Origin of the sequence: Streptomyces sp. NPDC008079 (assembly GCF_042957385.1) — a bacterium.
In the GTDB taxonomy this organism is placed as follows: domain Bacteria; phylum Actinomycetota; class Actinomycetes; order Streptomycetales; family Streptomycetaceae; genus Actinacidiphila.
The window spans coordinates 586,174-605,978 of the sequence record NZ_JBIBIC010000001.1 but is presented as its reverse complement, the minus strand read 5'-3'; the positions used below and the strand labels follow the sequence as shown (position 1 = coordinate 605,978).

Below are 19,805 nucleotides of genomic sequence, written 5' to 3'. Positions count from 1 at the left end.
CGGCGGAAGACGTGAAGCCCGCGGAGTCCGTGCGGACCGAGGACGCGGCCCCCGCCGGGCTCAGCAGGCGGCGGCTGCTCGGTACGGCCGGGGCCGCGGGCGCGGCCGGACTGGTCGTCGGCGGCGGTGCCGGTGCGGGCGTCGCGCGGGCCGTGCGGGACGAACCGGTCGCGCTGAACACGGTCGGTTCCGCGTACGTCCCCTTCGAGGGCGCGCGGCAGGCCGGAATCGTCGGGCCCGCGCAGGCCGTCGGCCACCTCGTCGCCTTCGACCTGGTACCGGGCGCGGACCGCAAGGCCGCCGCCGCGCTGCTGCGCCGCTGGTCGGACGCGGTACGGACGATGACGCGACCGGGAACACAGCCGGGGACGCGGCCGGGGACGCGGAGCGGCACCTCGCCTGGGGGCCGGGACGCGCTGCCCTCGTCGTACGACGATCAGATTGCGTACGACGCCGGGCCGTCCTCGCTGACGGTCACCTTCGGTTTCGGCCGGAGCTTCTTCGGCCGTACGGGGCTGACCGGGCGGTTGCCCGGGGCGCTGGCGCCGCTGCCGGACTTCGCGGGCGACGCCCTCGACCCGAAGCGGAGCAACGGCGATCTGTGGGTGCAGATCGGCGCGGACGACGCGCTGGTCGCCTTCCACGCGCTGCGCGTGCTCCAGAAGGCGGCGCGGGACACCGCCGGGGTGCGCTGGCAGATGAACGGGTTCAACCGGACGCCGGGCGCGACCGCGCACCCGATGACCGGGCGCAATCTGATGGGCCAGATCGACGGGACCAACAATCCGAAGCCGACCGACGCCGATTTCGATCAGCGGATCTTCGTACCGGCGGGCGGCTCGGCCGACTCCGGCTCCCCGGCCTGGATGGCGGGCGGTTCGTACGCCGTCGTCCGCCGCATCCGGATGCTGCTGGACTCCTGGGACCATCTGTCGGTGGCCCGGCAGGAGAAGGTGATCGGGCGCCGCAAGTCGGACGGGGCGCCGCTGTCGGGCGGCACCGAGACCACACCGGTCGACCTGGCGAAGGTCGGCGCGGACGGCGCCCTGGCCATCGCGGGCGACGCGCACGTCCGGGTCGCGGCCCCGGCCTCCAACGGCGGCGCCGCCATGCTGCGGCGGGCGTTCTCGTACCACGACGGCATCGGGACGGACGGGACTCCGGACGCCGGGCTGCTCTTCGTGGCCTGGCAGGCCGACCCGCTCAAGGGTTTCGTGCCGGTGCAGCGCAAGCTGGACGGCGGCGACGGCCTGTCGCGCTTCCTGCGGCACGAGGCGAGCGGACTCTTCGCGGTGCCGGGCGGCTGCGGACCCGGAGAATACGTGGGTCAGCGGCTACTCGAAGGGTGATCGCACGATCTGGTGGCGGCGTTCCGGGCTGATGAACAGACCGGCAATCCGGGTCGGTGCGGGCCATTAGGCTGAACGCATGTCGCCAGCGAGCCGTTATACCTATCTGGGTCCCGAAGGCACGTTCACCGAGGCCGCGCTGCGGCTGCTGCCCGAGGCCGCCACGCGCGAGCTGGTACCGATGGTGTCGGTGCCCGCGGCGCTCGACGCGGTGCGCAACGGCGAGGCGGGCGGTGCGCTGGTCCCGATCGAGAACTCCGTCGAGGGCGGCATCACCGCCACGCTCGACGAGCTGGCGTTCGGCGACCCGCTGATGATCTACCGCGAGGTGCTGCTGCCGATCGCCTTCGCGCTGCTGGTCAGGCCGGGCACCGCGCTGTCCGACGTGAAGACGGTGACCGGGCACCCGGCCGCGCAGTCTCAGGTGCGCAACTGGCTGTCGGGCAATCTGCCCGACGCGGTGTGGGAGTCGGCCGCGTCGAACGCGGACGGCGCGCGGCTGGTGCAGGAGGGCCGCTTCGACGGCGCCTTCGCGGGCGAGTTCGCGGCGCCGACGTACGGTCTCGAACCGCTGGCCACCGACATCCGCGACGCGCAGAACGCGACGACGCGCTTCGTGCTCGTCGGGCGTCCGGCGCGGCTGGCGGCGCCGACCGGCGCGGACAAGACGTCGGCGGTGTTCTGGCTGCGCGACGACCACCCCGGCGCGCTGCTCGAACTCCTCCAGGAGTTCGCGATCCGCGGGGTGAACCTGATGCGGATCGAGTCCCGGCCGACCGGTCGCGGCCTCGGTCAGTACTGCTTCTCGGTGGACGCCGAGGGTCACCTCACGGACCGCCGGGTCGGCGAGACGCTGATGGGGCTGCGCCGCCGCTGCCTGAACGTCCGCTTCCTCGGTTCGTACCCCCGGGCCGACGAGGTCGAGGTGCGGGTGGCGCGGGGAACGACGGACTCGGAGTTCACGGACGCGGCGGACTGGCTGAACCGGGCGCTGGACGGGCGGGCCTGAGGCGGGTGCTGGACGGGCGGCCCTGAGGCGGGCGGGCCTGAACCGGGCGGCACTGAACCGGGCAGGTCTGAACCGGGCACGGCGTGTTCTTCCACCGTGGGGAAAAGTTATCCACAGGCTTCGAGCGCAGCCTGTGGGTAACTGGGGACATGTCGACACAGCAACCCGACCTAGTCGACAAATCTGTACACAGACACCATCGCTGTCCACAGCGGGGCAGGTCACCCCTCGTCACCCCAATTCCCCCGGCCAACTCTCCCGAGGGAACACTTCTCACTCGAAAGTGAGTGTGGAACGGGTTTGAAGGGGGAATCCATAGCCGAGCATCGAGCCCGGTCGAAAGATCTCCCTCCTTCTCCACAGATCTTCCCCACACCCTGTGGACAAAGAATGGAAATCCCCAGCAGCCTGTGGATAACTTTCGGCCGGACGGCCCCCGAGAGGCCCGCGAAGGCCCCGCCGGAGCCCCGGCGGCGATGATCAACTCCGGTTCTCCACAGGCGCGATGACCCGGGGGAGGGACGCGGCGAATTTGGTTGACCGTCCCCCCTTTCTCCCCTTTACGGAATTTCCTCGCTTTACCCCCGAAGCGGACAAAGCACACCATAAAGTCCGTAAGTTGTCGCGGCCGATGCCCGCTCCCCGGTAACCTGGTCGCGTGATTGACCTTCGTCTGCTTCGTGAGGACCCCGACCGTGTGCGCGCCTCGCAGCGCGCCCGTGGAGAGGACGTCGCGCTCGTCGACTCCCTCCTCTCCGCCGACGAGCGGCGCAGGTCGTCCAGTACCCGCTTCGACGAGCTGCGCGCCGAGCAGAAGCAGCTCGGCAAGCTGATCCCGAAGGCGCAGGGCGAGGAGAAGGCCGAGCTGCTCAAGCGGACCGGCGAGCTGTCGGCCGCCGTCAAGGCCGCCGACGCCGAGCAGCACGAGGCGGCGGAAGAGGCCCAGCGGCTCCTGCTCCAGCTCGGCAACCTCGTCCACCCGGACGCGCCGATCGGCGGCGAGGAGGACTTCGTCGTCCTCGAACAGCACGGCGCGCCGCGCGACTTCGCAGCCGAGGGCTTCACCCCCAAGGACCACCTGGAGCTGGGCGAACTGCTCGGCGCCATCGACGTCGACCGCGGTGCCAAGGTGTCCGGCTCGCGCTTCTACTACCTGACCGGTGTCGGCGCCCTGCTCGAACTGGCCCTGGTCAACGCGGCCGTCGCGCAGGCCACCGCCGCCGGTTTCACGCCCGTCCTGACCCCGACCCTGGTCAAGCCGTCCGCGATGGCGGGCACCGGCTACCTCGGCCAGGTCGAGGACGACGTCTACTACCTGGAGAAGGACGACCTGTACCTGGTCGGCACCTCCGAGGTCCCGCTCGCCGCGTACCACATGGACGAGATCATCGACGCGGGCAAGCTGCCGCTGCGCTACGCCGGTTTCTCGCCCTGCTACCGGCGCGAGGCGGGCTCGTACGGCAAGGACACCCGCGGCATCATCCGCGTCCACCAGTTCGACAAGGTGGAGATGTTCGTCTACACCACGCCGGAGGACGCGGAGGCCGAGCACCAGCGGCTGCTGGCCTGGGAGAAGCAGTGGCTGTCCGCGCTCGAGCTGCCGTTCCAGGTGATCGAGCTGGCCTCGGGCGACCTGGGCTCCTCGGCGTCGCGGAAGTTCGACTGCGAGGCGTGGATCCCGACGCAGGGCAAGTACCGCGAGCTGACCTCGACGTCGAACACGACCGAGTACCAGTCCCGCCGCCTGTCGATCCGGCTGCGTGACGAGAAGGGCACCCGGCCGCTGGCCACGCTGAACGGCACGCTGTGCGCGGTGCCGCGGACGATCGTGGCGATCCTGGAGAACCACCAGCTCGCGGACGGTTCCGTACGGGTGCCGGAAGTGCTGCGGCCGTACCTGGGCGGCCGGGAGCTGTTGGAGCCCGTCACGTCCAGCGCCAAGTGAGCGAGTCGGAGGCCGGGGCCCTCGCCGGTACGGGACCGGGTGCGGGGGCCGCGGACAGAGCCGAAGCCGTGACCGGCGCCGGAACCGTCACCGGAGCCGCGGACAGAGCCACGAACAGAGCCGCGCACAGGGCTCCGGCCGCCGACGCGACCGACGCGGCGCGGCTTCCGTACCGGATGGTCGCCACCGACCTGGACGGGACGCTGCTGCGCGGCGACAACACCGTCTCGCGGGTGACGAGGGACGCGCTCGCCGCGACGGTGGCGGCGGGCGCGGTGCACATCATCGTCACCGGCCGCTCGGTGCCGTGGACCCGGCACGTACTGGACGACCTCGGGTACGAGGGCCTGGCGGTCTGCGGCCAGGGCGCGCAGCTCTACGACGCGGGCGCGCACCGGCTGCTGACCTCGGTCACCCTCGACCGGCAGCTCGCCGGGCTCGCACTGGCCAAGATCGAGGCCGAGGTGGGCCCGCTGTTCCTCGCGGCCAGCCGCGACGGCCTGGCCGGCGACGTCCTGATCGGCGAGGGGTACCGGTACAACCCCGAGCTGCCGGTCATCCTCATGTCGGACCCGGCCGAGCTGTGGTCCGCGCCCATCAACAAGCTGTACATACAGCACCCGGAGCTGGGGGACGACGGTCTGGCGCGGGCCGCCCGCGAGGTGGCCGGTGACCTGGTGGGCGTGACGATGGCGGGCGAGGGCATCGTGGAGCTGCTGCCGCTCGGCCTCACCAAGGCGACCGGGCTCTCGCTGGCCGCGCGGCGGCTCGGCGTGACGGCCGCCGAGACGATCGCCTTCGGTGACATGCCCAACGACCTGCCGATGTTCGCCTGGGCGGGGTACGGCGTGGCGATGGCCAACGCCCATCCGGAGCTGCGGCGGGTCGCCGACGAGGTGACGCTGTCGAACGATGAGGACGGCATCGCGGTGGTGCTGGAACGGCTCTTCGGGCCGTTCTGAACGGCCCGGCCGGGTGTGCCGGGGGTGCGCAGGAGGCCGGGGCGGGGCTGAAACGTGTCGGGGCGGGGTGGGGGCTGGGTCGCGGCTGGGTCGCGGCGCTCAGGCGGTCTTCTCGCGGGCGCGCCCCGGCGGCGTGATCGCGTAACAGCTCAGGCCGATCAGCGCGGCCGTGAAGTGGCCGAGGTCGGTGTAGGTCGCGTCGCCGAGCAGCGGATAGCCGAAGAAGCCCAGCACGCCGAGGAGATATCCCCAGCGCCAGGGGCGCGGCACCAGATACGTGAGGACGCCGACGATGCCCGCGAGGCCGTAGCTGACCCCGATGTCCACGGTGTGCGCGAGGGAGCGCGGCAGCCGCTGGTCCCTGATGCCGAACATGACGGCCTTCTCGCTGACGAGCGTCGCGCCGATGTGCGCGGTCGCGACGACGACCAGCCAGCGCCAGGTGCCGAGCCAGCGTTCGGCCGGGGCGTGGATCAGCTCGAAGAGGAAGAAGTAGAGGACGAGGCCCGAGGGCGTCTCTATCCACAGGGCGCTGGCGAACAGCACCCGCAGCGGGTGCTGCCGCAGCTGGACCAGGTTGGTGCTGACGTGGTGCAGCAGATACGAGCGGACGTGCGGCGACACGACGGCGACGATGCCGCTGGTGATGATCAGGATCAGCAGCCAGATGTGGGTGCCGGGCGAGGCACGTATCCATTGCGCGGCGAAGCGCCGCGCGTCACGCGGGGTGACGCGGCGGCGCTCGCGGGCGGCGGTGGAGGACTCGTGAGCCGGGGCCATCGCGACCAGTCTTCACCGATCACAGCCGGGCTGCGACTCGCTCCCTTCCATTGACACCGCATTCACAGCTTGCGCCGCCGTCACACCGTGTTCCCGTTCCTGCGGGTGGTCTTTTCCCTGCCGGTGCCTCGGCCCCGGTCCCTTCCCTGCCGGTGCCTCGGCCCCGGTCCCTTCCCTGCGGGTGACGTACCCCGGTCCCTACTCCTCACCCGCGAGCTTGAGGGTGCGCAGCTTGTGTCCGGCGAACCAGGTGGTGCCGACGGTGACCACCGCGAGCAGCACGATCGCCGTCGGCAGACCGACGTCGGAGCTGACGATGCCGCCGTGGCCCAGCTTCTGCGCGACCGCGAGCGACCACTGCTGGACGCTGAGGGTCCTGGCGCCCGGCACCACATTGCCGATGACGGACTCCCAGACCAGGGCGTAGACCAGGCCGACGATCACCGCGTGCCGGGTGAGGACGCCGAGCATCAGGAAGATCGCCGCGTAGGCGACGGACGCGACGGCGGCGGCGACCCCGAAGGCGACCGCGACGTTCTGCCCGTTGCCGTTGAGGATGAATCCGGCGAGCAGGGTGGGGATGGCGGAGAAGGCGGCGACCACGCCTATCGCCACGATGAGCTTGGTGGACACGATCGTGGACCGTCTGATCGGCTTGGCCAGCAGGTAGACGATCGCGCCGTCGTCGATCTCCGGGCCGATGGCGCCGGTGCCGGCGATGACGCCGACCAGCGGGACCATCGCGCTGAGCGCGAAGCCCTGGAGGATGTCGTTGGCGGTGGAGTCGTCCGCGCCGGTCAGCGCGCGGACCGCGACGGAGATGATCAGCAGCAGCATCGGCAGCGCGAAGAGCAGCAGGGCGCGGCGGCGGCCGAGCAGCGCGCGGTAGGTGAGCCGGGCCACGGTGGGGTGGAACACGGCGGGCCCTGAGCGGGCGGGGGCCGCGGCCCTGCCGCTCGGCGGCGCGGGGGTCTGTGTGGCGGACATCTGTGTCGGCTCCTTATGCCGTGACCAGGTAGGAGAAGACGCTCTCCAGGGACTCGTCGGACGGCGAGACGGTGAAGAGCCGGATGCCGTGGTCGCGGGCGATCCGGGGCAGGAATTCGGTGAATCCGGCGAAGTCGATGGCCTGGACGCGCAGCGCCTTCTCCGACCAGTCCAGCTCGATCGCGGCGGTGGACGCGTGCGCGATCAGCACGGACGCGAGCAGCCGGTCGTCGCTCGACCGTACGAGATAGCGGTGCGGGCGGTCGGTCATCAGGCGGCGGATCTTGCGGAAGTCGCCGGAGGCCGCGTGGCGCCCCGCCACCACGACCTCGATGTGGTGGGCGAGCTGCTCGACCTCCTCCAGGATGTGCGAGGAGAACAGGACGGTCCTGCCCTCGGCGCCCATCCGCCGCAGCAGCTCCATCAGGTGCAGCCGCTGCCGGGGGTCCATGCCGTTGAACGGCTCGTCGAGCAGCAGCACCGACGGGTCGTGGACCAGCGCGGACGCCATCTTGGCGCGCTGCCGCATGCCCTTGCTGTACGTGTCGATCTGCCGGTCCTGGGCGTACTCCATCTCGACCGTGGCCAGCGCCCGGCGGGCGGCGGCGTCCGGGTCGGGCAGGCCGTGCAGCTCCGCGTTGGCGACCACGAATTCGCGGGCGGTGAGGAAGTCGTACATCGCCTCGCGCTCGGGCACGATGCCGATCTCGCGGTACGACTGCTCATTGCGCCAGATGGGCGTCCCGTCGAGGGTGACGGTGCCGGTGGAGGGGGCCAGGAAGCCCGCCATCATGTTGATGAGGGTGGATTTTCCGGCGCCGTTGGGGCCGAGCAGGCCGGTGACGCCGGGGCCGATCGTCATGGTGATGTCGTTGACCGCCACCACGTTGCCGAACCAGCGCGAGACGTTGTCGATGCTGATCGTCGTCACGAGAGACCGACCTTCTGGTAGCGGCGCATCAGGAGGCCGAAGCTGCCGGTGATGATGGTGAGGACGGCCAGCAGGTAGACGATGCCGGCCAGCGCGTCCGGCGGTCCCGAGGCGTGCGGGAAGGCCGAGCTCGCGCCGAGGAACCAGGTCTGGAAGCCGTCGATCAGCGTGATCGGCGAGAAGAGGCCGAGCCACCCGATCACCTCGTAGTTCTCCTGCACGGAGGCGACGCCCTGGACGCTGGAGACCGCGCCGTAGGTGATGACGAACACCGCGATGATCGCGGCGACGCCGAAACCGCGGCGCGGGGTGATCGCGGCGATGACGAGCGCGATGCCCGCGAAGAGCAGCGACAGCAGGAGTACGGACACCAGACCCTTCGCGAACCCGGCGGTCTGGGTGCCGAAGCTGAGCTTCGCCAGCAGCGCGCCGATGTAGAGGATGAGCAGGGGCAGCGCGGTCAGCAGGAACAGCGCCGTGGCGAGCGCCGCGTATTTGGCGGCCACGTAGTCGACGCGTTCGATGGGCCGCGAGAAGTACAGCGGCGTGGTCTTGAACCGCAGGTCGCGGGAGACCGACTGCGGGGCCTGCGAGGCGACGAAGAGGGTGATGACCGCCTGGAGGATCACCGCGTAACGGGTGTAGTCGACCGGCAGCTTCGTCATGTTGGTGAAGATCGCGACCGCCACCATGATCAGCGCGGGCGCGCACATCGCGGCGAGCAGGATCATCGGCAGCACCTTGGACTTCGCGCTGCGGCCGAGGCCGTACGCGCCGCGCAGGCTCTGGCTGAAGAGGGAGCGCCGGGCGTAGGCGCGGCCGAGGCGCGGGCCGGTGTACTTGCGGTAACCGATGTTGTGGATGACGTCGGGGGCGGTGCCGGTACCCGGGGGGCCGGGGTTCGGCGTGCCGGGCGTCACCGTGTCAGGCTGCGTCACGGCCTTCTCCTTCCTTGGTCAGGGTCGCGGTGTCCGGGGTGTTCGGGGTGCTCTTGCCGGGCGGGGTGCCGGGGTCGTGCCGGGTGCTCGTGCCGCCGGGGTCGTGCGGGGGGTCGGGGTCCGGGCGGTCGGGGTCGTCCGGGTCGTCGTACGTCAGGTCCTCGTCGTCCGTGAACAGCTCGGCGATGCGGTGGCGGCGCTGCTCCATGCGCACCAGGCCGACCCCGAGAGCGGCGACGGCGTCGCGGACGGTGTCGTACGTCGCGTCGTCCGCTATGTCGACGTGCAGCAGGTGACCCTTGGTCTGGGCGGTGAGCCCGGCGCCGGTCAGCGCGGCCAGCAGCTCCTTCTCACGGTCGGTGACCTCGACCGCGAGCGACGCCGTGGCCTGCGTGAAGTCGCTGGTGGAGGAGGCGCGCAGCAGTGTGCCGCCGTCGATGACGACGATGTGGTCGCTGGTGCGCTCCAGCTCGCCGAGCAGGTGCGAGGTGACCAGCACCGAGATGCCGAAGTCGGTGTGCACGCGGCGGATCAGGCCCAGCATCTCGTCGCGGCCCGCCGGGTCGAGGCCGTTGGTCGGCTCGTCGAGCAGGACGAGCTGCGGGTCGTGGACCAGCGCCTGCGCGAGTTTGACGCGCTGCTTCATGCCCGTCGAGTAGCCGCCCATCGGGCGGTACCGCTCCTCGTAGAGGCCGACGTGGCGCAGCGTGTCGGCGGTCCGCTCGCGCGCGGCGGTCGGCGGCAGCCCCGACATCCGGGCCATGTGGACGACGAATTCGGTCGCCGAGACGTCGGGCGGCAGGCAGTCGTGCTCGGGCATGTAGCCGACGAGGCCGCGGATCTCGGCGCCGTTGGTGGCCACGTCGAGTCCGAGCACGGCGGCACGACCCTCGGTCGCCGGGGACAGTCCCAGCAGGATCTTGATCAGGGTCGATTTCCCGGCGCCATTGGCACCCACCAGCCCGGTCACACCGGGGGTGATGTCGACGGTCAGCCGGTCAAGAGCGGTCACCCTCGGGTACCGCTTGCTCAGGCTTTCGGTAGCGATCACAGTCACGTGTCCGACCGTAGTGGCGGGCGAGACAGTCCCGCGTCCGTCCCGAGGATCGGATCCGCCGCGATCGGGGTACTCCTGCGGGCTGACCACCCGTAGGGGTCGGGGGGTTTCGGGGAGTTATCCACAGGGGGTCGCGGGGCTCTTGACCTTGCCACGAGCCGATGTCACATTGATTGCTGTCAGCTTTCGAATGTCGGCGCGGGGTCTGGGGTGAGCGGCCATGGGCGAGGGGTGGGACGGCGGGCGCGACGGGTGTGACGTGCGCGGTCGACGCGACGGGGTCGGTGGACACGACGGGATCGACGGGCTCGGTGGGATCGGTGGACACGATCGGCTCAACGGACTCGACGGGCGCGGTGAGGTCGACGGGCTCGACGGGTTCCGTGAGGTGCAGCGGCTGGCGTACGCGTGCGCGGAGGCGGTCGCGGCGGAGCTGCGGCCGGGGATGACCGAGCGGGACGCGGCGCACGCGATGCGGGTGTGGGCGCGGGAGCGCGGGGTCCGCGACTGGTTCCATCTGCCCTTCGCCTGGTTCGGCGACCGTACGGCCTTCACCGGCTTCAAGGTGCCGCTCCAGTTCTTCCCGACCGGGCGGCGGCTCGAACCCGGCATGCCGTTCATCCTCGACCTGGCCCCTGTATACGCGGGCTGTACCGCCGACGTCGGCTACTCCGGTTCGCTCGGCCCCAATCCGGTGCAGGAACGGCTGATGGCGGATCTGCGCGAGCACCGCGAGCTGATCCTGCGCGGGGTGCGCGAGCGGCGCCCGCTGCGCACCGTCTACCAGGACGTCGACCGGCTGATGGTCAGGCAGGGGTACGCCAACCGGCATCGCGCGTATCCCTTCGGCGTGATCGCCCACAAGGTCGACCGGGTGCGCGAGCGCCGCTGGTCGCCGCGGATCGCCGGATTCGGCACGCGGAGCCTGAAGGGCCTGGCCTCCGACGCGCTGCACGGACACCGCGAGGGCTGGTCACCGCTGTGGAGTCCGCACCGCATGTCCGACCACCCCCCATACCCCGGTCTGTGGGCGGTGGAGCCACATGTGGGATTCCGCGGCACCGGCGCGAAGTTCGAGGAGATCCTCGTGGTCACGGAGACCGGCGCCTACTGGCTGGACGACGACCTCCCGCACGTCAGGCGCTGGCGGGAGACGGACGCGGACACGAGGACGGGATCGATGTCGAGGTCACGGATGGGGACGGGCACGGAATCGAGTTCGGGGACGGGGACGGGGGTGGCGGCATGACGCGGGACCAGTGGGAAGAGCGGGACGACCGGGACGAGGGCGCGGGTCCGGGCGAGGGCGGCGAGAGCCCGGGCGAAGCGGTACGGGACGGGGAGGTGCGGGACGGGGCGGCCGACGCGGCGGCGCGGGAGCGGTTCGTGACCGGGGGCGGCGGCGTACGGCTGTGCGTCGCCGAGTACGGGGACGCGGCGCTGCCGACGGTGGTGCTGGTGCATGGCTACCCGGACAGCAAAGAGGTGTGGTCGGAGGTGGCCGGGCTGCTCGCCGACCGCTTCCACGTGGTGCTCTACGACGTGCGCGGGCACGGCAGGTCGAGCGCCCCGGCGCGGCTCAAGGGCGGCTTCACGCTGGAGAAGCTCACCGAGGACTTCCTGGCGGTGGCGGACGCGGTCAGCCCGGACCGCCCGGTGCACCTGGTCGGGCACGACTGGGGTTCGGTGCAGGGCTGGGAATTCGTCACGGTCGGCGGGACCGAGGGCCGGATCTCCTCCTTCACCTCGATCTCGGGCCCGTCGCTCGACCACTTCGGCCACTGGATCAAGCGCCGGGTGCGCCGCCCCACCCCGCGCCGGGTCGCCCAAGTGCTCGGCCAGGGGGCCAAGTCCTGGTACGTGTACGCGCTGCACACCCCGGTGCTGCCGGAGCTGGCCTGGCGCGGAGCGCTCGGCAAGCAGTGGCCCAAGCTGCTCTCCCGCGCCGAGAAGCTGCCGTCCGACGGCTACCCGACCGCCTCGCTCCCCGAGGACGCGGCGCACGGCGCCTGGCTGTACCGGGACAACGTCCGCCGCAGGCTGGGCAGTCCGCGCACCGACGCGTACGCCCACGTCCCCGTGCAGCTCATCACGCCGACCGGCGACGCCTTCTTGTCGCAGCGGCTCTACGACGACCTGGAGCAGTGGGTGCCCCGGCTGACCCGGCGCACCGTGGCCGCCAAGCACTGGGTGCCGCGCTCCCGGCCCGAGCAACTGTCGCGCTGGATCGGCGAGTTCGTCACGGCGCACGAGTACGGCGGCCCCGCCGTCCCGGCCGCGACCTCGACCGTCACCGGGGCGGGCGGGACGGTGCTCGGGAAGGCGGAGACCGGCGCCAAGGAGCGGTTCGGCGGCCAACTGGTGCTGGTCACCGGCGCGGCCAGCGGCATCGGCCGGGCCACCGCCTTCGCCTTCGCGGAGGCGGGTGCCCGGATCGTCGCGGTGGACCGGGACGCGGAAGGCGCCGCCAGAACCGCCGAGTTGGCCCGGCTGATCGGCGCGCCCGACGCGTGGCCCGAGACCGTCGACGTGTCGGACGCCGAGGCGATGGAGGAACTGGCCGAGCGCACGGCCGGCCTCCACGGCGTCCCCGACGTGGTGGTGAACAACGCGGGGATCGGTCTGGCGGGCGCCTTCCTCGACACCACCCCCGAGGACTGGAAGCAGGTGCTCGACGTCAATCTGTGGGGCGTCATCCACGGCTGCCGCCTATTCGGCCGGCAGATGGTGGAGCGCGGCCAGGGCGGTCACATCGTCAACACCGCGTCGGCCGCCGCCTTCCAGCCGTCCCGCTCCCTGCCCGCGTACAGCACGTCGAAGGCGGCGGTGCTGATGCTCAGCGAGTGCCTGCGGGCTGAGTTGGCGCCGCACGGCATCGGGGTGAGCGCGATCTGCCCGGGGCTGGTCAACACGCCCATCACCCGCAGCGCGCGGTTCGCGGGGGTCGGCGAGGAGGAGCAGGAGCGGCGCAGGGCGCGGTCCGCCCGGCTCTACGGGCTGCGCAACTACCCGCCGGAGAAGGTCGCCCGCGCGATCGTCCGGGCGGTGGAGCGCGACTCCGCGGTCGTCCCGGTCACGCCGGAGGCCCGCGGGGCGCGGCTGCTGTCCCGGCTCTCCCCCAAGACGCTGCGGGCGCTGGCCCGCGTGGACCCGCCGCTGTAGGCCCGCCGCCGGCTCACCACCGGCACCGGGCCGGCAGCACCGATCCCCACGCCGACACCGCCGATCTTCTCCGAAGGAGGACGCACCGCCATGAGTTACGCGATCAAGCCGCGCCGGGTCACGTTCGACTGGAAGCAGACCCCTCTGCACTGGATTCCGGGCGAGCCGACCGCGACGCACGTCATCAATGTGCTGCATCTGCTGCTGCCCGCGGGGGAGCGGTGGTTCGTGAAGGTGTTCAAGGAGGCGCTCCCCTACGTCAGCGACGAGCAACTGCTCAAGGACGTCAAGGGGTTCATGGGCCAGGAGGCCACCCACAGCGTGCAGCACGCGTATGTGCTGGAGCACCTGGCCGAGCAGAATCTCGACACCAGCGGCTACACCAAGCACGTGGAGTGGATGTTCGACGTGCTGCTCGGCGAGAAGCCGCCATGGGGCGCGCCGGTCACCCGGCGCGAGTGGCTGCGGTTCCGGCTGTCGCTGATCGCGGCGATCGAGCACTTCACCGCCGTCCTCGGCGACTGGATCCTGGACGCCGACGCGCTGGACGAGGTGGACACCGACGAGGTGATGCTGGACCTGCTGCGCTGGCACGGCGCGGAGGAGGTCGAGCACCGGGCGGTCGCGTTCGACATGTACCAGCACGTCGGCGGGGGCGGCGCGGGGCGGTATCTGCGGCGCGCGGAGGGCATGGCGTTCGCGTGGCCGACGCTGTTCTATCTGTGGGTGGTCGGGGCCCGCTACCTGATGCGGCACGACCCGGGGCTGGTCAAGGGCAAGTACCTGTTCAGGAACCACCGCGCCGCCGCCCGCCGCGGCCTGCTGCCGTCCTGGGCCGCGCTCAACGGGGCGATGCCCAGGTACCTGCGCCGGTCGTACCATCCGTCACAGGAGGGGTCGCTGAGCAAGGCCGTCGAGTATCTGGCCATGTCCCCCGCGGCCAGGGCCAGCGAAAGACCGGCGGGCCGCACCGCGGCCTCCTGACCACCGAGGAGTACGGAGGAGTGTGGGCGTGACCACCGCCGCCGAGCAGCGCGCGTACCGGATCGAGGACCTGTCCCATCTGAGCGGGACGACGGTCCGTACGATCCGCGCCTACACCGATCGCGGGCTGCTCCCGAAGCCGGAGCGCCGCGGCCGGGCCAATGTGTACGACGACACGCATCTGGCCCGGCTGCGGCAGATCGCCGATCTCCTGGAACGCGGCTACACGCTGGCCAGCATCAAGGAGCTGCTGGCGGCGTGGGACGCGGGCACCGGCCTCGGCGGAGTGCTCGGCCTGGTCGGTGAGGTGGACCGGCCGTGGTCGGACGAGACGCCCGCGCGCATCAGCCTGGCCGAGCTGATCGAGGCGTTCGGCGGGACGGCGGATCTGACGGCCGTCGAGGAGGGCCTGCAACTGGGCATCCTGGAGCCGGTGCCGGGCAGCGACGAGGAATTCCTCGTACCGAGCCCCCAGGAGCTGGCGGTCGCCGCGGAGCTGCACGCCGCCGGTGTGCCGCTGCCCGCGATCACCGGCCATCTGCGGGAGCTGCGGGTCCAGGTCGAGCACATCTCGGAGCGGTTCCTGGAGTTCACCACGGAGTACGTCTTCGAGCGGTTCCTGCGCCACCCGCCGACCGACGAGGAGGCCGAGGAGGCGGCGGCCCTGGTCCGGCGGCTGCGCCCGCTGGCCCAGCAGACCGTGGACGCGGAGCTGGCACGCGCCATGCGGATGCTCGCCACCGAGCACGTACGCCGTCACCTCGGCGACGCCGTGCTCCCCGCGCCGCCGCCGCGCCCGGCCGCCGAGCCGCCCTCGCACGTCCCGGTGCCCCTCCCGGCGCCCACGGTCGCCGCGGTCCGGGAGCTGGTCGGGCCCGACCACGTACAGGAGTTCGTGACGGCCGCCGCCGACCGGGAGATCGCGGCCCGCCGCATGGACGCCCTGACCGACCGGCGCCCCGCCGACCCGACGCACTGACCACCCGGCGCGCGGATCAGGCCAGTTGGGCGGGGGCCTCCAGGGCGATCCGCTCGAAGGCGGCGGGGTCGGTGTCGAAGTCGCTGTCGGGGATGGGCCAGTGGATGACCATCTCGTCGATCCCGGCCTCCGCGTGGCGGCCCGCGAAGTCCACGAAGGCGTCCACTGACTCCAGCGGGCGCCCCTGGTCAGGCGTGAAGCCGGTGAGCATCACCTTCGGCACTTTCAGCACGTCCCGCCCGGCCTGCGCGCACGCCGCGCCCAGCCGTTCCACCTGCCCGCGTACCGCCGCCAGCGACTCCTCCGGCGTCCCCGTCTCGTACAGCGCCGGGTCCCCCGTCGTCACCCACGCCTGCCCGTACCGCGCGGCCAGCCGCATCCCCCGCGGTCCCGTCGCCGCCAACGCGAACGGAATCCTCGGCCGCTGCACACACCCCGGAATCGTCCGCGCCTCGTGCGCCGAGTAGAACTCCCCCTCGTACGACACCTGGCCGTTCGTCAACAGCCGGTCCAGCAGCCGTACGAACTCCCCGAACCGATCCGCCCGCTCCCGCGGCGACCACGGCTCCTGCCCCAGCGCCGTCGCGTCGAACCCGCTCCCCCCGGCGCCAATCCCCAGCGTCACCCGCCCCTCGCTCACGTCGTCGAGCGTCATCAAGTCCTTGGCGAGCGTGACCGGGTGCCGGAAATTCGGCGACGTCACCAGGGTGCCCAGGCGCATCCGGCCGGTGACCGCGGCGGCGGCGGTCAGGGTCGGCACCGCGCCGTACCACGGCTTGTCCCGGAAGCTCCGCCAGGACAGATGGTCATACGTATAGGCGGTCCCGAACCCCAGGTCCTCGGCCCGCCGCCACACCTCCCGCCCCTCGGCGGCCCAACGATAGATCGGCAGAATCACAACACTCAGACGCATATGAGCGACCCTATGTCGAACTGTGTCCGCGAGCTGGCAGGGTTGACGGCATGGAACCCCCCGCTGGAGCCGCCGACTCGAAAATCCAGATCGCGGACAGTTTCGACGTTCCGTTGTTCGTACGGCACAGTTCACCGCTGGCCCCGGCTCCTCGCCCCAATCCCGTTCAAGTCAGCCATGTACACAGTGCCTGGCCCACCCCTGGAGGGATTGCACTCGACGGCGCCTATCTCGTCCGTACGACCTGGAGGGATCTCCTGGACGCCGCCACGACAGTGGGCAGGGACATCGCCCCGTGGCTGACCGCCGTGCCACACCTGGCGCGTCACGAGATCACCTCTCGAAGGCATCCTCTAGCGGCCTACTTGATCCGCCAGCGGACCATCGGTTCTCCGGGTCAGGGTTCCGGGCAGGAGATCGTACCCAGCGTTGTCTATACGCACGGAACCGAAGACTCAACGCGTTCGGCGTTCGGTTACCACATCGGCATGACGATGGCCGAATGGGCCTGCCGCGGTCTCATGGGTCTGGGGCCGACGACTCACGCGGAGAGTGCTGTGCCACCGGGGGCCACCGAGGAGTGGAAGAAACGGAAGAGTCTCCCGGATCTCTTTGGAGCGCATCCGGTGACGTCGGAACTCTGGCTGGTGGAGGCGAAGGGCGGCCGTCGCCTCCCGGTGAGCGCACGAAAGAAGGGCGCGCGGCAGTTGGCCGTTGAGGCGGTACTGCCGAGTCCGTACCGCAAGATCCTGTGCGGAACCAGCCTTGAGCGCCGGCTCTTCATGATGATCGACATCGAAAAAGATCTCCGGGCCGATGCCGCAGCCGCAGCCGCAGCCGCCGTGCCATCGAGCAGCGTGGACGAGGCCGATGAGGAGGCCTTGCGGAGGGATGACGACGTGTTGCTCGACCTGGCCAGGTCCAGACTGCTCACTTACCTCGCACTCAGCTCTCTACCCCGCGCCGCGCTGCGGCTGGCTCCGGTCGGAGCGGGAAGCGGTCGACGAAGTACGGCGGCAGCTGGGCTCGTACGACTGCTGGAGCGCGACAGCGGGACCGCGGAGCTTCGGCGGCAACTCGGACCCGACGCCATGACCGAAGCGGGCATTCGCAGGCACGAAGGCGTGGACATGTTGATCGCGAGGCTTCCCGGCTCGGATCTCATGCTCGGTCTGTCGCGACGACTGTACGGTGCCTGCCGCGCAATCGCCGAGGAAGAACGGGCCTTGGTCCGCCGCACCCAGGAGAAATTTCCCGAACTCCGCACGATCGAGGGCCTCCGGCCGGGGCGCAGTGAGATCGCTCTGAGCGACAGTCTCTACGAGCGACGAGTACGCGATCGCTCCGAATACCTGACCATGGCACGCAACCGGGAGCGGAGCAGGCTCGGTCAAGCGGCGCGCCGTGGCTTCGCCGATGGGAGGAAACGTCGTGGCTGCAACTGACGGACGTGTCACCCCGACTCGTACTCCCGGACGCAAATGGCTACCTCGAGGCCGCCACGCCGGACACCTATCTGGCGGTGGAGCGCGAATCCATTGACAAGCAGACGGCCTGACCGCGTCGGCGGACGGACGCTGTCGCAGAGCCCCACCATGCGCATACCGTAGTATGCTCGGACCATGGCTGATACGACGCGCATCACCGTGACTCTGCCCACTGAACAGGTGACAGAGCTGAAGAAGCTCACTGACAACGTCTCCGGTTACGTCGCCGAGGCAGTGGCCCGACAGATCCGGCATCAGCTGCTCGGCGCGGATCTGCGCAACCACGAAGAAGAGCACGGGGCCTTCAGTGAAGAAGAAGTGATGGAGGCCCGCGAACGGATTTTCGGCGCGGCGGAGTCCGCGGGTGGCGCGAGCGCCGCGTGAACCAGCACATCGAGACTGTCGTTCTGGACAGTGAAGGGCTGTCCGCATGGATCGCCCAGGACCGGAAGATCCTGACCCTGTTCAAGGTGTTCCACGAGATGGGCGCGGATCTGGTCATCAGTGCGAACACCATCGTGGAGGTCAGTCACTCGCGCGTGAACATGCCCCGCCTGCAGTGGGCCCTGTCCAGGGTCAAGGTGGAGCCGGTCACCGAGCAGACGGCCAAGGCGGCGGCGAAGCTGCTCAAGGCCGCCGGGCTTCACGGGCACAAATACGCGATCGACGCGACCGTCGCGGAAACGGCCCTACGGCAGACCGGCCCGGTCGCCATTCTCACCTCCGACGTCGACGACATGACCCGGCTCTGCGGTGAGCACGTCAGGCTCATCAGCCTCTGACCGTCGTTTCCGCAGGTCAGCTCGTGATGCATGAAGGCGGCTTGGCCGACGTCACCAGGGTGCCCAGGCGCATCCGGGCGGTGACCGCGGCGGCGGCGGTCAGGGTCGGCACCGCGCCGTACCACGGCTTGTCCCGGAAGCTCCGCCAGGACAGATGGTCATACGTATAGGCGGTCCCGAACCCGAGGCCGGGCGCGTCAGGGGGGCGGGGGCGGAGGGGTTTGTACCAGAGGGTGGACGGACTCTTGGTGCGGGGACGGGTCTGCTGTACAAATATGACCCATGAATCACGATCTTTTGGTGCGACGCCTGGTCATCGACCTGTGCCGACGCCCGGTTTCGTGTTGTCGCTGATCACGCGTCTCTGACGCCGCCCGCCGTTCGGTCCTCGACCCGGCGCGGCCCCTTTCCCGAACTTCGTTGAGCCCACCCCGTCGTGGGGCGTTCGGCTCTGCCCTTTTCCCCTTCTGCTCTCGCTCGGGGACAGTCGCCGCTGTCGCTTGACGTCGACCGCGCCTGCCCTGGCACCCCCATGGAGGCAGTCCGTTGTCCGCCACCTCACGCCTGCCAGAAGCCGGTCCCGCCGCGATATCCGACGAGCCGACCGAGCCGACCGATCCGGCCGATCCGCCGGGGCGCGGCCGTCCTCGCGCGAAGGGCGTCTGGGCGCGCGTACGCCGTCTCGCGCTGCCGCTCGGCTCGCTCCTGCTCTTCCTCGTGCTGTGGCAACTGCTGGCGGCGAGCGGGAAGTGGAGCGAGACGCTGGTGCCGCCCCCCGCCAAGGTGTGGGACGCGTTCATCGACGTGTCCACGACGCACGACGGGGTGCGGGGCTACAACGGCACCACTCTCATCGACCACTTGGCCATCAGCCTGCGCCGCATCGCGATCGGCGGCGGTATCGGCATCGCCCTCGGAGTGCTGTTCGGCCTGCTCATGGGCACGGTCGGCTGGGTGCGCTCGCTGTTCGAGCCCTGGATCACCTTCCTGCGGACGCTGCCGCCGCTGGCGTACTTCTCCCTGCTGATCATCTGGCTGGGCATCAACGAGGAACCGAAGATCACCCTGCTGGCCATCGCCGCCTTCCCGCCCGTGGCGGTGTCGACCACCGCGGCCGTCGCCGCCGCGCCGCGCGGCCTTGTCGAAGCGGCCCACGCGCTCGGCGGGTCGCGGTGGGACGTCATGCGGGACGTCATCGCCCCGTCGGCGCTGCCGGAGATCCTCACCGGCGTCCGGCTGGCGGTCGGGGTCACGTACTCCTCCCTCGTCGCCGCCGAGCTGGTCAACGGGCTGCCCGGCATCGGCGGCATGGTCAAGGACGCCGCCAACTACAACAACACGCCGGTGGTGCTCGTCGGCATCTTCACCATCGGCGTCTCGGGACTCGTCATCGACGGTCTGCTGCTGTGGCTGGAGCGCAGCGTCGTGCCGTGGCGCGGCCGTTCCTAGTTCCCGGCCGACCGCCCGCCCCCCCCGTCCGTGGCCCGGTCCCTCGCAGCCCGCAGCGAGCAGCCCGCGGCTCCGGACCCCCGTAACCCGC

Annotated in this window: 18 protein-coding genes and 1 pseudogene; 12 read left to right on the top strand and 7 right to left on the bottom strand. The window is 70.9% G+C overall.

Going from position 1 to position 19,805, the window contains the following annotated elements:
* Window positions 1–29: 29 nt before the first annotated feature.
* The 4 genes from efeB (at window position 30) to ACFZAM_RS02510 (ending at window position 5,265) form a co-directional block, all read left to right on the top strand.
* Window positions 30–1,349 carry an iron uptake transporter deferrochelatase/peroxidase subunit gene (gene efeB, locus ACFZAM_RS02525; protein ID WP_391043509.1) on the top strand — a complete coding sequence of 440 codons (1,320 nt, stop codon included), beginning with the start codon at window positions 30–32 and terminating at the stop codon, window positions 1,347–1,349.
* A gap of 79 nt (window positions 1,350–1,428) precedes the next feature.
* Window positions 1,429–2,358, top strand: a complete 930-nt coding sequence (gene pheA / locus ACFZAM_RS02520) for a prephenate dehydratase (RefSeq protein WP_355336599.1) — start codon at window positions 1,429–1,431, stop codon at window positions 2,356–2,358.
* 658 nt (window positions 2,359–3,016) lie between these two features.
* Window positions 3,017–4,303, top strand: a complete 1,287-nt coding sequence (gene serS / locus ACFZAM_RS02515) for a serine--tRNA ligase (RefSeq protein ID WP_355336600.1) — start codon at window positions 3,017–3,019, stop codon at window positions 4,301–4,303.
* A 176-nt stretch (window positions 4,304–4,479) separates the two neighbouring features.
* A complete protein-coding gene (locus tag ACFZAM_RS02510; protein WP_391043506.1) occupies window positions 4,480–5,265 on the top strand; it encodes an HAD-IIB family hydrolase in 786 nt (261 codons plus the stop codon).
* 99 nt (window positions 5,266–5,364) lie between these two features.
* On the opposite strand, the gene ACFZAM_RS02505 is transcribed toward ACFZAM_RS02510, so the two are convergent.
* The 5 genes from ACFZAM_RS02505 to ACFZAM_RS02485 form a co-directional block, all read right to left on the bottom strand.
* Window positions 5,365–6,045, bottom strand: a complete 681-nt coding sequence (locus tag ACFZAM_RS02505; protein WP_355336601.1) for a rhomboid-like protein — start codon at window positions 6,043–6,045, stop codon at window positions 5,365–5,367.
* 198 nt (window positions 6,046–6,243) lie between these two features.
* Window positions 6,244–6,963 carry an ABC transporter permease subunit gene (locus tag ACFZAM_RS02500; protein ID WP_355336760.1) on the bottom strand — a complete coding sequence of 240 codons (720 nt, stop codon included), beginning with the start codon at window positions 6,961–6,963 and terminating at the stop codon, window positions 6,244–6,246.
* Between the two features lie 82 nt (window positions 6,964–7,045).
* Window positions 7,046–7,963: an ATP-binding cassette domain-containing protein gene (locus ACFZAM_RS02495; RefSeq protein WP_391042114.1), complete on the bottom strand. Its 918-nt coding sequence runs from the start codon at window positions 7,961–7,963 to the stop codon at window positions 7,046–7,048.
* Window positions 7,960–8,883 (bottom strand): ABC-2 transporter permease, encoded by a 924-nt coding sequence (locus ACFZAM_RS02490; protein WP_355336761.1) that lies wholly within the window; start codon window positions 8,881–8,883, stop codon window positions 7,960–7,962. Before ACFZAM_RS02490 ends, ACFZAM_RS02495 begins: the two co-directional genes overlap by 4 nt.
* A 4-nt stretch (window positions 8,884–8,887) precedes the next feature.
* Window positions 8,888–9,952 carry an ATP-binding cassette domain-containing protein gene (locus ACFZAM_RS02485; RefSeq protein WP_391043502.1) on the bottom strand — a complete coding sequence of 355 codons (1,065 nt, stop codon included), beginning with the start codon at window positions 9,950–9,952 and terminating at the stop codon, window positions 8,888–8,890.
* 322 nt (window positions 9,953–10,274) lie between these two features.
* On the opposite strand from ACFZAM_RS02485, the gene ACFZAM_RS02480 reads away from it, so the two are divergent.
* From ACFZAM_RS02480 to ACFZAM_RS02465, 4 genes are all read left to right on the top strand, one after another.
* Window positions 10,275–11,207: a M24 family metallopeptidase gene (locus ACFZAM_RS02480; protein ID WP_391043501.1), complete on the top strand. Its 933-nt coding sequence runs from the start codon at window positions 10,275–10,277 to the stop codon at window positions 11,205–11,207.
* Window positions 11,204–13,120 carry an SDR family oxidoreductase gene (locus tag ACFZAM_RS02475; RefSeq protein WP_391042113.1) on the top strand — a complete coding sequence of 639 codons (1,917 nt, stop codon included), beginning with the start codon at window positions 11,204–11,206 and terminating at the stop codon, window positions 13,118–13,120. The genes ACFZAM_RS02480 and ACFZAM_RS02475 overlap by 4 nt, the downstream gene beginning before the upstream one ends.
* A gap of 90 nt (window positions 13,121–13,210) precedes the next feature.
* Complete coding sequence (locus tag ACFZAM_RS02470) at window positions 13,211–14,104, top strand: metal-dependent hydrolase (RefSeq protein WP_391042111.1); 894 nt, start codon at window positions 13,211–13,213, stop codon at window positions 14,102–14,104.
* A 28-nt stretch (window positions 14,105–14,132) separates the two neighbouring features.
* On the top strand, window positions 14,133–15,083 hold the full coding sequence (locus ACFZAM_RS02465) for a MerR family transcriptional regulator (protein ID WP_391042109.1): 951 nt from the start codon (window positions 14,133–14,135) through the stop codon (window positions 15,081–15,083).
* Between the two features lie 16 nt (window positions 15,084–15,099).
* Here ACFZAM_RS02465 and ACFZAM_RS02460 read toward each other — a convergent pair whose 3' ends face one another.
* The gene (locus ACFZAM_RS02460; RefSeq protein ID WP_391042107.1) at window positions 15,100–15,996 is read right to left on the bottom strand and encodes an LLM class flavin-dependent oxidoreductase; all 897 of its coding nucleotides are present in this window, start codon (window positions 15,994–15,996) and stop codon (window positions 15,100–15,102) included.
* A 488-nt stretch (window positions 15,997–16,484) separates the two neighbouring features.
* Between ACFZAM_RS02460 and ACFZAM_RS02455 the strand changes: the two genes are divergently transcribed.
* The 3 genes from ACFZAM_RS02455 (at window position 16,485) to ACFZAM_RS02445 (ending at window position 18,265) form a co-directional block, all read left to right on the top strand.
* Window positions 16,485–17,441, top strand: a complete 957-nt coding sequence (locus tag ACFZAM_RS02455) for a hypothetical protein (protein WP_391042105.1) — start codon at window positions 16,485–16,487, stop codon at window positions 17,439–17,441.
* Window positions 17,442–17,618: 177 nt separating this feature from the next.
* The gene (locus tag ACFZAM_RS02450; RefSeq protein ID WP_355336610.1) at window positions 17,619–17,867 is read left to right on the top strand and encodes a hypothetical protein; all 249 of its coding nucleotides are present in this window, start codon (window positions 17,619–17,621) and stop codon (window positions 17,865–17,867) included.
* Complete coding sequence (locus ACFZAM_RS02445; RefSeq protein ID WP_355336611.1) at window positions 17,864–18,265, top strand: PIN domain-containing protein; 402 nt, start codon at window positions 17,864–17,866, stop codon at window positions 18,263–18,265. The genes ACFZAM_RS02450 and ACFZAM_RS02445 overlap by 4 nt, the downstream gene beginning before the upstream one ends.
* A gap of 46 nt (window positions 18,266–18,311) precedes the next feature.
* On the opposite strand, the pseudogene ACFZAM_RS02440 reads toward ACFZAM_RS02445, so the two are convergent.
* Window positions 18,312–18,461 (bottom strand): annotated as a pseudogene (locus ACFZAM_RS02440) (LLM class flavin-dependent oxidoreductase); the annotation flags it as partial.
* Window positions 18,462–18,853: 392 nt separating this feature from the next.
* Between ACFZAM_RS02440 and ACFZAM_RS02435 the strand changes: the two are divergent.
* Window positions 18,854–19,714, top strand: coding sequence for an ABC transporter permease subunit (locus ACFZAM_RS02435; RefSeq protein ID WP_391043499.1), 861 nt, complete (start codon window positions 18,854–18,856; stop codon window positions 19,712–19,714).
* The last annotated feature ends 91 nt before the right edge of the window (window positions 19,715–19,805 follow it).